Origin of the sequence: Pseudomonas sp. HMSC066A08, assembly GCF_001813025.1 — a bacterium.
Taxonomy (GTDB): Bacteria; Pseudomonadota; Gammaproteobacteria; order Pseudomonadales; family Pseudomonadaceae; genus Pseudomonas; species Pseudomonas aeruginosa.
Map to the genome: position 1 here is coordinate 90,878 of NZ_KV811323.1, position 12,191 is coordinate 103,068.

General features: G+C 67.8%; 7 protein-coding genes and 1 pseudogene. 3 read left to right on the plus strand and 5 right to left on the minus strand.

The features are described from left to right. The 3 genes and pseudogenes from muxC to muxA all read right to left on the minus strand — a co-directional run. A pseudogene (gene muxC / locus HMPREF2886_RS20025) lies at positions 1-1,232 on the minus strand (multidrug efflux RND transporter permease subunit MuxC); the annotation flags it as partial. Then, the gene (gene muxB / locus HMPREF2886_RS20030) at positions 1,229-4,360 is read right to left on the minus strand and encodes a multidrug efflux RND transporter permease subunit MuxB (RefSeq protein ID WP_033978192.1); all 3,132 of its coding nucleotides are present in this window, start codon (positions 4,358-4,360) and stop codon (positions 1,229-1,231) included. The gene muxB and the pseudogene muxC, both read right to left, overlap by 4 nt. Next, on the minus strand, positions 4,357-5,637 hold the full coding sequence (gene muxA / locus HMPREF2886_RS20035; RefSeq protein ID WP_003111498.1) for a multidrug efflux RND transporter periplasmic adaptor subunit MuxA: 1,281 nt from the start codon (positions 5,635-5,637) through the stop codon (positions 4,357-4,359). The genes muxB and muxA overlap by 4 nt, the downstream gene beginning before the upstream one ends. 256 nt (positions 5,638-5,893) lie before the next feature. Between muxA and HMPREF2886_RS20040 the strand changes: the two genes are divergently transcribed. The 3 genes from HMPREF2886_RS20040 (at position 5,894) to HMPREF2886_RS20050 (ending at position 9,973) form a co-directional block, all read left to right on the plus strand. Beyond that, the gene (locus HMPREF2886_RS20040) at positions 5,894-7,327 is read left to right on the plus strand and encodes a TldD/PmbA family protein (protein ID WP_033978191.1); all 1,434 of its coding nucleotides are present in this window, start codon (positions 5,894-5,896) and stop codon (positions 7,325-7,327) included. Further along, the gene (locus HMPREF2886_RS20045; RefSeq protein WP_033978190.1) at positions 7,327-8,652 is read left to right on the plus strand and encodes a TldD/PmbA family protein; all 1,326 of its coding nucleotides are present in this window, start codon (positions 7,327-7,329) and stop codon (positions 8,650-8,652) included. The genes HMPREF2886_RS20040 and HMPREF2886_RS20045 overlap by 1 nt, the downstream gene beginning before the upstream one ends. A gap of 196 nt (positions 8,653-8,848) precedes the next feature. Further along, the gene (locus HMPREF2886_RS20050; RefSeq protein WP_070748171.1) at positions 8,849-9,973 is read left to right on the plus strand and encodes a pyoverdine biosynthesis transaminase PtaA; all 1,125 of its coding nucleotides are present in this window, start codon (positions 8,849-8,851) and stop codon (positions 9,971-9,973) included. A gap of 149 nt (positions 9,974-10,122) precedes the next feature. On the opposite strand, the gene tpx is transcribed toward HMPREF2886_RS20050, so the two are convergent. Both tpx and HMPREF2886_RS20060 read right to left on the minus strand, forming a co-directional pair. Beyond that, a complete protein-coding gene (tpx, locus tag HMPREF2886_RS20055) occupies positions 10,123-10,620 on the minus strand; it encodes a thiol peroxidase (protein ID WP_021264872.1) in 498 nt (165 codons plus the stop codon). A gap of 134 nt (positions 10,621-10,754) precedes the next feature. Further along, positions 10,755-12,104, minus strand: a complete 1,350-nt coding sequence (locus HMPREF2886_RS20060) for an alanine/glycine:cation symporter family protein (protein WP_039027393.1) — start codon at positions 12,102-12,104, stop codon at positions 10,755-10,757. Positions 12,105-12,191: the final 87 nt, after the last annotated feature.

The window sequence follows — 12,191 nt, forward strand, 5'->3', positions numbered from 1 at the left end:
TTCTCCACCACCACGATGGCGTCGTCCACCACGAAGCCGGTGGCGATGATCAGCGCCATCAGCGACAGGTTGTTCAGGCTGAAGTCGCACAGGTACATGACCGCGAAGGTGCCGATCAGCGAGACCGGCACCGCCAGGCTGGGGATCAGCGTGGCGCGGCCGTTGCGCAGGAACAGGAAGACTACCAGGATCACCAGCGCCACCGAGATCAGCAGGGTCAGCTCGGCCTCTTCCAGCGACGCGCGGATCGACGGGCTGCGATCGTCCATCACGTTCAGCTTGACCTGCGGCCCGAGCAGTTCCTGCAACACCGGCAGTTGCGCGTGGATGGCGTCGGTGGCCTCGATGATGTTGGCGCCGGGCTGGCGGGTGACGATCAGCAGCACCGCCGGCAGGTCGTCGGAGAAGCCGGCGTTGCGCACGTCCTCCACCGAGTCGCTGACCTTGGCCACGTCGCCGAGGCGCACCGCGGCGCCGTTGTCGGCGTTGTAGTGGATCACCAGCGGCTCGTACTCGCGGGCCTTGCGCAACTGGTCGTTGGCGTCCACCTGCCAGTGCTTGTCGTCCTTCTCGACGGCGCCCTTGGGGCCGTTGCTGTTGGCCGCGGCGATGGCCGTGCGCACGCTGTCCAGGGACAGCCCGTACTGGCTCATGGCATCCGGGTTGAGGTCGACCCGCACCGCCGGCAGCGAGCTGCCGCCGATGCTCACCTGCCCTACCCCCTGCACCTGCGACAGCTTGGGCGCCAGCACGGTCGAGGCGAGGTCGTACATCTCGCCGCGACTCTGGGTCTCCGAGGTCAGGGTGAGGACCATGATCGGCATGTCCGAGGGGTTGGCCTTGCGGTAGCTGGGATTGTTCGGCATACCGCTGGGCAGCAGGCTCATCGCGCCGTTGATCGCCGCCTGCACCTCGCGGGCGGCGCCGTCGATGTCCTTCTCCAGGTCGAACACGAGCACCACGGTGGTCGAGCCCAGCGAACTGCTGGAGGTCATCTCGCTGATCCCGGCGATCCGCCCCAGCGAGCGCTCCAGCGGCGTGGCCACCGACGAGGCCATGGTTTCCGGGCTGGCGCCCGGCAGGCTGGCGCTGACCACGATGGCCGGAAAGTCGACGTTGGGCAGCGGCGCCACCGGCAGCAGGCCGAACGACAGGGTGCCGGCCAGCAGCAACGCCAGGGTCAGCAGCGTGGTGGCGACCGGGCGGCGGATGAAGGGCGTGGACAGGCTCATCGCCCGGCGTCCCCGTCGAACCCGGCCTCGGTGTTCAGGTCCAGCCCGCGCTGCTTGCGCCAGGCCGCCCAGCGACGGGCCAGGCGGTCGAAGTAGAGATAGATCACCGGGGTGGTGAACAGGGTCAGGACCTGGCTCAGCAGCAGGCCGCCGACCATGGTGATGCCCAGCGGCTGGCGCAGCTCGGCGCCGGCACCGCCGGCGAGCATCAGCGGCAGCGCGCCGAGCAGCGCGGCCATGGTGGTCATCAGGATCGGCCGGAAGCGCAGCAGGCAGGCCTGGTAGATCGCCTCATGGGGCGGCTTGCCTTCGTTGCGCTCGGCGTCGAGGGCGAAGTCGATCATCATGATCGCGTTCTTCTTGACGATGCCGATCAGCAGGATGATGCCGATGATCGCCACGATGCCGATCTCCTGCCCAGCCAGCATCAGCGCCAGCAGCGCGCCGACCCCGGCCGAGGGCAGGGTCGAGAGGATGGTCACCGGATGGATGAAGCTCTCGTAGAGGATGCCCAGGACGATGTACATGGTCACCACCGAGGCGAGGATCAGCAGCAGCGTGTTCGACAGCGAAGCCTCGAAGGCCAGCGCCGCGCCACGGAAGCTGCCCTGCATGCTCAGCGGCAGCTCCAGGCTGGCCTCGACGCCACGGATCGCCTCGACCGCCTCGCCCAGGGAGTAACCCTTGGCCAGGTTGAACGACAGGGTCGCCGAGGGGAACTGGGCGATATGGTTGATCGCCAGCAGGGTATGCCGCTCCTCCACCTTCGCCAGGCTCGACAGGCGCACCTGGGTGCCGTCGCTGGAGGGCACGTAGAGCTGCTCCAGGGCCTGCGGGCCGAGCTGGAACTGCGGCGCCACCTCCAGCACCACGCGGTACTGGGTGGCCTGGGTGAAGATGGTCGAGATCAGTCGCTGGCCGAAGGCGTTGTAGAGCACGCTGTCGATGTCGGAGAGCTTCACGCCTAGGCGCGAGGCGGTGTCGCGGTCGATGTTCAGGTAGGCCTGCAAGCCCTTGTCCTGCCAGTCGCTGGCGACGTCGGCGAGCTGCGGCAACTCCTGAAGCCGCGCCACCAGCTTCGGCACCCACTCGGCGAGCACGTCCGGGTCGGCGTCCTGCAAGGTGAACTGGTACTGGGTGCGGGCGACCCGGTCTTCGATGGTCAGGTCCTGCACCGGCTGCATGTAAAGCTTGATCCCGGGCAGTTGGTCGAGTTCCGGCTGCAGGCGCTGGATCACTTCGCTGGCGGTGACGTCGCGCTCGCTGTGCGGCTTGAGGTTGATCAGCAGGCGGCCGGTGTTGAGGGTCGGGTTGCTGCCGTCGACGCCGATGTAGGAGGACAGGCTGGCCACCGCCGGGTCCTTCAGCACCACCTCGGCAAGGGCGCGCTGGCGCTCGGACATGGCCTGGAAGGAGATCGACTGCGGCGCTTCGGCGACGCCCTGGATCACCCCGGTGTCCTGCACCGGGAAGAAGCCCTTGGGCATGGCCAGGTAGAGCAGCGCGGTCAGCGCCAGGGTGGCGATGGCCACCAGCAGGGTCAGCGGCTGGTGCCGCAGGACCACCCGCAAGGCCTTGGCGTACTGTGCGATCAGGCCATCGATGACCCGTCCCGCGGCGCGCGCGAAGCGGCCTTGCTGGTCCTCGTCGATGTGGCGCAGCAGCTTGGCACTGAGCATCGGCGTAAGGGTCAGGGAGACGAAGCCGGAAATCAGGATCGCCACCGCCAGGGTGATGGCGAACTCGCGGAACAGCCGCCCGGCGACGTCGCCCATGAACAGCAGCGGGATCAGCACGGCGATCAGCGAGAAGGTCAGCGAGATGATGGTGAAGCCGATCTGCTTCGAGCCCTTGAGCGCCGCTTCCAGCGGCGAGTCGCCCTGCTCCAGGTAGCGGGCGATGTTCTCCACCATGACGATCGCGTCGTCGACCACGAAGCCGGTGGCGATGGTCAGCGCCATCAGGGTCAGGTTGTTGATCGAGAAGCCGGACAGGTACATCACGCCGAAGGTGCCGATCAGCGACAACGGCACGGCGAAGCTGGGAATCAGGGTGGCGTAGACGTTGCGCAGGAACAGGAAGGTGACCATCACCACCAGCGCCACCGCCAGCGCCAGCTCGAACTGCACGTCCTTGACCGAGGCGCGGATGGTGGTGGTGCGGTCGGTCAGCACCTGCACGTCGAGATTGCCCGGCAGGGTCGACTGCAGCTGCGGCAACAGCGCCTTGATCCGGTCGACCACCTCGATCACGTTGGCCCCCGGCTGGCGCTGGATGTTCAGCACCACCGCCGGCAGGTTGTTGGCCCAGGCGGCCAGGCGCACGTTCTCGGCGTCGTCCTCGACGCTGGCGACGTCGCGGATGCGCAGCGGCGAGCCGTTCTTGTAGGCGATGATCAGGTCGCGGTAGGCATCGGCCGAGCGCAACTGGTCGTTGGCGTCCAGGGTCGAGGCCCGGGTCGGGCCGTCGAAGCTGCCCTTGGGGCCGTTGAGGTTGTTGCTGGTCACCGTGCTGCGCAGGTCCTCCAGGCTCAGCCCGGCCGCCGCCAGCGCCGTCGGGTTGGCGCGCACCCGCACCGCCGGGCGCTGGCCGCCGCTGATGCTGACCAGGCCGACCCCGGAGATCTGCGAGATCTTCTGTGCCAGGCGGGTATCCACCAGGTCCTGGATCTGCGGCAGCGGCATGCCGTCGGACATCACCGCCAGGGTCAGGATCGGCGCGTCCGCCGGGTTCACCTTGCTGAACACCGGCTGGTTCGGCAGGTCGTTGGGCAGCAGGCTCTGCGCAGCGTTGATCGCCGCCTGGACCTCCTGCTCGGCGACATCGAGGTTGCTCTGCAGGCTGAATTGCAGGGTGATCACCGAGGCGCCGCCGGAACTGCTGGAAGACATCTCGTTGAGCCCCGGAATCTGCCCGAGCTGGTTCTCCAGCGGCGCGGTGATCGACGAGGTCATGATCTCCGGGCTGGCGCCGGGGTACAGGGTGACCACCTGGATGGTCGGGTAGTCCACTTCCGGCAATGCCGAGATCGGCAGGAAGCGGTAGGCGATCAGGCCCGAGAGCAGGATCGCCACCATCAGCAGGGTGGTCGCGACCGGCCGCAGGATGAACGGGCGGGACGGGTTCATTCAGCGCTCCCGCTACCCACCGAGTCGCCCTGGAGGCCGCTGGGGCGGCCAGTCTGCGGTTTCTGCGGCTCGCCCTCGAGGACCTGCGGGGAAGCCTCGGCGACACGCACTTCCATACCGTCGCGCAGGCGGTCGGTGCCTTCCACCACCACCTGCTCGCCGGCCTTCAGGCCGCTTTCCACCACCACCCGCTCGTTCTCGCTGGTACCGATGGCGACGCTGCGCTGGCTGACCTTGTTGTCGGCGCCGACCACGTACACATAGATGCCGTTGGTGCCGCGCTGCACGGCGTTGGCCGGAATGGTCAGCACGCCCTTGAGGGTCTGCGCCAGCAGGCGCACGTTGACGAACTGGTTGGGGAACAGCTTGCCGTCGGCGTTCTCGAAGCGCGCCTTGAGCTTGACCGTACCGGTGGTGGTATCGATCTGGTTGTCCAGGGTGGTCAGGGTGCCTTCGGCGAGAACCTTGTCCTGGTTGCGGTCCAGCGCGGTGACCGCCAGCTTGCCGGGGCCGTTCATCTGCTCGACGACGGTGCCGATCTGCTGCTGCGGCAGGCTGAACACCACCGAGATCGGCTTGACCTGGGTGATCACCACCAGCGGCGTGGTATCGCCGCTGGTGACCAGGTTGCCGATGTCCACCTGGCGCAGGCCGAGGCGCCCGGAAATCGGTGCGCGGACCTCGGTGAAGGTCAGGTTGAGGCGGGCGTCGTCGACCTGGCCCTGGTTGGTACGGATGGTGCCCTGCAACTGGCGGACCTGGGCTTCCTGGGTATCCAGGGTCTGCTTGGCGATCGAGTCCTCGGCGTACAACCCCTTGTAGCGCTGCAGGTCGATCTCGGCGTTCTTCAGCTGCGCCTGGTTCTGCATCAGCGTGCCCTCGGCCTGGGCCAGCGCCGCCTTGTAGGTACGCGGGTCGACCACCGCAAGCAGGTCGCCGGCCTTGACCTCCTGCCCCTCCTGGAACAGCACCTTGACCAGCTCGCCGTTGACCCGCGGCTTGACATTCACCGTGTTGAAGGCGGTGACGGTGCCAAGCGCGTTGAAATGCAGCGCCAGGTCGCCCTGCTCCACCCTGGCCACGCCGACGGTGAGCGCGTTGGCCTTGGGCAGCGCGGCGCCCGGCTTGCCGCCGCGACCGGGTCGCCCGTCGGATGACGGCGCCGAGGCGGGCGCCGCCAGCCACATCACCAGGCCGATCACGGCGGCGAAGGCCAGGGCGGTGATCAGCCACGGGCGCAGGGTACGGAACTTGGATTTACCGGTCGTTGGAGTCATGGTTCTTCTTCAGGCTTAGAACGGAGGCGCTTTTTCCAGGCTGCACGATAAGCATTGCGGGGGCCCAGGCAAAGCCTCTTTACCCGCTATTTACCCTTGCTTTACCGATAGTTAGGCATTCCGCCCGCATGCTTCGGCGAGCCACCCGCAGCCTGGCACCAGGCTATGACAACAAACGGCTTGCTCCGTTACGGGCGAAGGCTTGAAATAGAGCGCTCTCCATCCGCCCACTCCGCAATCGGCCAGGGACGCACAGATGATCGACCAGTTGCAACAGCGGTTCGCGGCGCTCCGCAGTCGCGCCGAATTCCACTCCTTGCGCTACGTCCAGCGTAGCGGCGAGTACCTCTCGGTGCGCCGCAACGTCAGCGAGCCACCGCACTTCAGCCAGGACCGCGGCGCCATGCTCTGCGTACGCTTGAACGGCGTGGAAGCCTACGCCGCCACCAACGATCTCTCCCCGGCCGGCCTGCAAACCGCCCTGGAGCAGGCCGAACGGCAAGCCGAGCTCATCGCCCGGCATGCCCTGGTCGACGTCCGCGGATTGCCGCCGGCAAGCGGCCGCTCGCAGTATCGCTCGCCGAACCAGGACGCTCCCTTCCCCTCCCTCGCCGAGTGCTACGAACTGCTCGCCGAGGAGTCCGCCAAGGTACCGCGCGACGAGCGGCTGGTGAACTGGAGCGTATTCCTCGAAGTCAGTCGCCAGGAACAGCTCTACCTGAACAGCGCCGGCGCCGAGCAGTACCACGAGCAGCGCTTCGTCTATCCCGGCGCCAGCGTCACCGCCTACGACGGCCATGACAGCCAGACCCGCAGTTTCGGCGGGCACCATGCCGGCCAGCAGGGCGGCGCCGAAGTGATCGAGCGCCTCGGCCTGGTCGGCGCCGCGCCGCGCATCGCCGACCAGGCCCTGCAACTGCTGGCGGCGCCGAACACCCCGAGCGGCCGCTGCGACCTGCTGCTGATGCCGGACCAGATGATCCTGCAGATCCACGAGTCGATCGGCCACCCGCTGGAGCTGGATCGCATCCTCGGCGACGAGCGCAACTACGCCGGTACCAGCTTCATCAAGACCGAGGACTTCGGTCGCTACCAGTACGGCTCCAGCCTGCTCAACGTCAGCTTCGACCCGGAAATCCCCGAGGAGCTGGCCAGCTACCGCCAGGACGACGACGGCAGCCCCGCGCGCAAGGAATACCTGATCCGCGAAGGCCGCCTGCTGCGTCCGCTCGGCGGCGCCCTGTCACAACACCGCAGCGGCCTGGAGGGCGTCGCCAACAGCCGCGCCAGCAGTTGGAACCGCGCGCCCATCGACCGCATGGCCAATCTCAACCTGGAGCCCGGCGACAAGAGCTTCGCCCAACTGGTGGGCGGTATCGAGCGCGGGGTGCTGATGTCCTACAACCGCTCCTGGTCGATCGACGACGCACGCAACAAGTTCCAGTTCGGCTGCGAATGGGGCCAGTTGATCGAGGACGGCGAACTCAAGGGCGTGGTGAAGAACCCCAACTACCGGGGCATCTCCGCGCAGTTCTGGCGCAACCTCAGCGCGGTGGGCGACGCCGGCACCTTCGAGGTGCTCGGCACCCCCTACTGCGGCAAGGGCGAGCCGAACCAGGTGATCCGTGTCGGCCACGCCTCGCCGGCCTGCGTATTCAGCGATGTGGACGTATTCGGGGGAGACGCCTGATGCACCAGAGACAGCATTTCGAAGCCCTCGCCGAGGACCTGCGCCGGCATCTGGCCGAGGGCGAGGACTTCACCCTCTGGTACAGCGCCGAGGACTCCGAGTTCATCCGCTTCAACCGGGCGCGGGTGCGCCAGGCCGGCCGGGTGCGCCAGGCCAGCGCGCTGCTCCGGCTGATCCGCGACGAACGCCAGGCGAGCCTCGACCTGACGCTCTCCGGCGCGCCGGAAGAAGACCGCCAGCGTCTGGCCGAAGGCCTTCGGCAACTGCGCCAGAGCCTGGCCTGGATTCCCGCCGATCCCTATCTGCTGCTCGACACCTCGGCCTGGCAGCGAGAGCACCAGGACCTCGGCGAAGCGCCCGACAGCGGCGCGCTGCTGGCCAGCCTCGAACGCCAGGCGCGCGACCTCGACCTGGTCGGCATCTATGCCGCCGGACCGCTGTTCCGTGGCTTCGCCAACTCCTGGGGCGCCTTCGGCTGGCATGCCGGCAGCAGCTTCAATTTCGACTGGAGCCTGTTCCATGGCAACGGCCAGGCGGTGAAGGCCGACTACGCCGGCCAGCGCTGGGACGACGAAGCCTTCGCCCGACGCTTCGAACGGGCCCGGGAACAGCTCGGCCACCTGGGCAAGCCGCTGCGCCAGTTGCGCCCCGGCGACTACCGCGCCTACCTGGCGCCGGCGGCGCTCGAGGAAGTCATGCAGATGCTCTGCTGGGGCGGTTTCTCCGCGCGCGCCCTGGCTACCGGCGAAAGCCCCCTGCAACGCCTGCAGAACGGCGACGCCCTGCTCAGCCCGCTGCTGAACCTCGCCGAGCGCCCTGCCACCTCGCCCTCCCCGGCATTCAGCGCGGAAGGCTCGCCGCGCGCCGAGGTCGAACTGGTCGGCAACGGCCGCCTGAGCGGACGCCTGGTGAGTTCGCGCAGCGCCCGCGAATACGGCCTGGTAGCCAATGGTGCCGGGGCCAACGAGGCACCCACGGCGCTGGACATGGCCGGCGGCAGCCTGGAGCAGGCGCGCATCCTCGAGGCCCTGGATACCGGCCTGTACATCGGCAACCTGTGGTACCTGAACTACTCGGACATGCCCGCCGCGCGCCTGACCGGAATGACCCGCTTCGCCACCTTCTGGGTGGAAAACGGCCAGATCCGGGCACCGGTCAGCACCATGCGCTTCGACGACAGCCTGTACAGTTTCCTCGGCGCCCACCTGGAAGACCTCGGCCACGAGCGCGAACTGCGCCTGTCCAGCAATACCTACGGCGAACGCCAGACCGACTCGATGCACCTGCCGGGCGCGCTGACCGGGCGCTTCACCCTCACGCTCTGAACCCGCGCGGCGCTCCCGGGCGGCGAGCCGCCGGGGAGCGCCTGGTGCGCAATCCGAAGATCGCCCGCCGATATTCCGGCGCCATTATCACGCCACCATAAACGGACCGGCTCCCTCCTCGTTATCCACTCTGGTGACACACGCCCGAGAGGAACCCACCGCACGCATATCCCATTCGGTACACGGAGGTGAAGCTATGCCCGCTTTGAGTCGTCGTTCGTTCGTGACCCTGACCGCCCTGGCCTCCAGCAGCATCCTGCTGAGCCCGCGAGCCTTCGCCGGGAGCGGCGCGACAAGCGCCGCCGGCAAGCCGCAAGAGACCTTCCTGGATTTCAACGAAAGCCCCTACGGCCCCTCCGCCAAGGCCAGGGCCGCCATGCAGCGGGCGGCCGCGCTCTGCGGCCGCTACGACTACGACGCGCAGGACGCCCTGGTCGGCCTGTTCGCCAAGCAGAACGGCATCCCCGCCGAATGCGTGCACGCCTACTGCGGCTCGCGCCAGCCGCTGCAATACGCCGTCGCGGCGTTCACCGGCAAGGAGCGCGGCCTGGTCATCGCCGATCCCTCCTACGACTCCGTGGTCGGCGCCGCCCAGGCCCAGGGGGCGAAGGTCGCTGCCGTGCCGCTGGACGCCGAGGCGGCCCACGACATCGAGCGCATGCTCGCCGCCGCGCAACGGGACGCCGGGCTGATCTATATCTGCAACCCGAACAACCCGACCGGCACCCTCACCCCGCACGAGCGGATCGTCAGGGCGATCGAACGCAAGCCCGAGCACAGCGTGGTGCTGGTCGACGAGGCGTATATCCATTTTTCCGACGCACCCAGCGTCGTCGGCCTGGCCGTCCAGCGCCAGGATGTGCTGGTCCTGCGTACCTTCTCGAAACTCTACGGGATGGCCGGCGCCCGGCTCGGCCTGGCCATCGGGCATCCGCAGCTGCTGGCGCGGCTGGAGCGCTTCGGCGGCCACAACGTGGTGCCCTCGCCGACCGCCCACGCCAGGCTGGAAAGCCTGCGTGACGACGACCTGGTGCCACGGCGCAAGCAGCAGAACGCAGAGGTCCGCGAGCGCACCATCGCCTGGCTGCGCCAGCAGGGCTTCCGCTGCACCGCCTCGCAGTCCAACTGTTTCATGGTGGATATGCGCCGCCCCGCCGAGCTGGTCATCGCCGAACTGGAGAAACAGCGGGTGCACGTCGGCCGCCCGTGGGCTTCCTGGCCCAACTGGGTCCGCGTGACGGTAGGCAGCGAGGAAGAGATGCAGGCGTTCCGGAGCGCCTTCGCCAGCGTCAGCCGGCGCCACCAGGTCGCCATGCGCTAGCGCTGCGTCTCTACGACGCAGGGCGGATGACCGCGCCGCGATCATCCGCCCTGCTCATGACCCGAGGCGAGCAGCCAAGGGATTCGGGTTCGCCCGTTACCAGCCAGGCAGGCTGACGGTCATGGGACGAAGCGGGTTGGTCGTGGGGCTCAGAGAACCGCCAGGGCCGCCGCGTAGTTCGGCTCGTCGGCGATTTCGCCGACCAGTTCGCTGTGCAGCACCTTGTTCTGCTCGTCGAGCACCACCACGGCGCGGGCGGCCAGGCCGGCCAGCGGGCCGCTGGCGATGGCCACGCCATAGTTCTCGAGGAACTCGCGACCGCGCAGGGTCGACAGGTTGACTACGTTCTCCAGGCCTTCGGCACCGCAGAAGCGCTTCTGCGCGAACGGCAGGTCGGCGGAGATGCACAGCACCACGGTGTTGGCCAGCTTGCCGGCCTCGACGTTGAACTTGCGCACCGAGGTGGCGCAGGTCGGGGTGTCGACGCTGGGGAAGATGTTCAGCACCTTGCGCTTGCCGGCGAAGTTTTCCAGGGTCACGTCGGCGAGGTCGCCGCCGACCAGGCTGAAGGCCGGAGCCTGGGCGCCTTTCTGCGGGAGCTGGCCATCGACGTTGACCGGGTTGCCCTTGAGAGTCACTTGAGCCATTGCGTTGATCCTTCTAGTCAGTGAGAAGCCGCCGGCCCTGTGGCCGGCGGCGGAAGCATTCGGGGCCGGCGACGATGCTAGCACGCTTTACCCGAGCGAAAACCTCGGGTTTGAGCGCCGCCGTCCCCTGCGGCTCAGCTCCTGGCCTTGGCGAAATACTCCCGGGTCAGGCGGAACACCACCGGACTCAGCAGCAGCAAGGCGATCAGGTTGGGAATCGCCATCAGCGCGTTGAGGGTATCCGCCACCAGCCAGGCGAAGTCCAATTGGGTCATGGCGCCGAACGGAATCGCCAGGGTCCAGACGATCCGGAACGGCAGGATCGCCCGGGTGCCCATCAGGTACTCCCAGCAGCGCTCGCCGTAGTAGCTCCAGCCAAGGATGGTGGTATAGGCGAACACCACCAGGGCCAGCGACAGGATGTAGTGGCCGACGCCCGGCATCGCCGCCTCGAACGCCGCCGAGGACAGCGCCGCGCCGCTGGCGCCGCTGGTCCAGACGCCCGAGGTGATGATCGCCAGGCCGGTCAGGCTGCAGATGATCAGGGTATCGATGAAGGTGCCGAGCATACCGATCAGGCCCGAACGCACCGCGCTATGGGTCGTGCCGGCGGCCTGGGCGATGCCGGCGGTGCCGAGGCCGGCCTCGTTGGAGAAGATCCCGCGTGCGACGCCGAAACGGATCGCCGCCATCACCGCTGCGCCGGCGAAGCCGCCGGTGGCGGCGATCGGCGTGAAGGCGTGGGTGAAGATCAGTTGGAACGCGCCGGGAATCGCCTCGGCATGGACCACCAGGACGATCACCGAGGCGACGATGTAGCCGACGCACATGAACGGTACCAGGGCTTCGGCGACCTTGCCGATACGGCGGATGCCGCCAAGGATCACCAGCCCGGTGACGAGCATGGTGGCGACCCCGGTGACCCAGTCGGGCACGCCGAAGGAAACCTCCAGGGCATCGGCCATGCTGTTGACCTGGACCATGTTGCCGATACCGAAGCCGGCGAGCCCGCCGAACAACGCGAAGGCCGCGCCGAGCCAGGCCCAGCGCTTGCCCAGACCGTTCTTGATGGCATACATCGGACCGCCGACGTGTTCGTTGCGCTCATCCTTCTCGCGGTAGTGCACCGCCAGCACCACTTCGGAGAACTTGGTGGCCATTCCCACCAGCGCGGTGCACCACATCCAGAACAGCGCGCCCGGGCCGCCGAGGAAGATCGCCGTGGCCACCCCGGCGATGTTGCCGGTACCGACGGTGGCCGCCAGGCAGGTCATCAGCGCCTGGAACGGACTGATCTCGCCGCTGCTCTCGTCATCCTTGCTACGCCCCTGCCAGAGCAGGCGAAAGCCGACTCCCAGGCGCACCAGGGGCATGAACTTCAACCCCAGCATCAGGTACAGGCCGGTGCCGAGTATCAGCACCAGCATCAACGGCCCCCAGACCACGCCGTTCAGGTCGACCACCCACTTCTGCAAACTTTCCATCAGCCATCCTTATTCTTGTTCGAATGAGTGCGGCCTGGCGGCAGCGGGCATCCGGAACTCGGACGAACGTCCCTGCTCGACAGGCCA

Bases quoted from the DNA above. Each gene is read 5' to 3' on its own strand.
- HMPREF2886_RS20040 (WP_033978191.1), top strand. From the start codon at position 5,894: ATGATCGACCAGTTGCAACAGCGGTTCGCGGCGCTCCGCAGTCGCGCC.
- HMPREF2886_RS20060 (WP_039027393.1), bottom strand. From the start codon at position 12,104: ATGGAAAGTTTGCAGAAGTGGGTGGTCGACCTGAACGGCGTGGTCTGG.
- muxA (WP_003111498.1), bottom strand. From the start codon at position 5,637: ATGACTCCAACGACCGGTAAATCCAAGTTCCGTACCCTGCGCCCGTGG.
- muxB (WP_033978192.1), bottom strand. From the start codon at position 4,360: ATGAACCCGTCCCGCCCGTTCATCCTGCGGCCGGTCGCGACCACCCTG.
- tpx (WP_021264872.1), bottom strand. From the start codon at position 10,620: ATGGCTCAAGTGACTCTCAAGGGCAACCCGGTCAACGTCGATGGCCAG.
- HMPREF2886_RS20045 (WP_033978190.1), top strand. From the start codon at position 7,327: ATGCACCAGAGACAGCATTTCGAAGCCCTCGCCGAGGACCTGCGCCGG.
- HMPREF2886_RS20050 (WP_070748171.1), top strand. From the start codon at position 8,849: ATGCCCGCTTTGAGTCGTCGTTCGTTCGTGACCCTGACCGCCCTGGCC.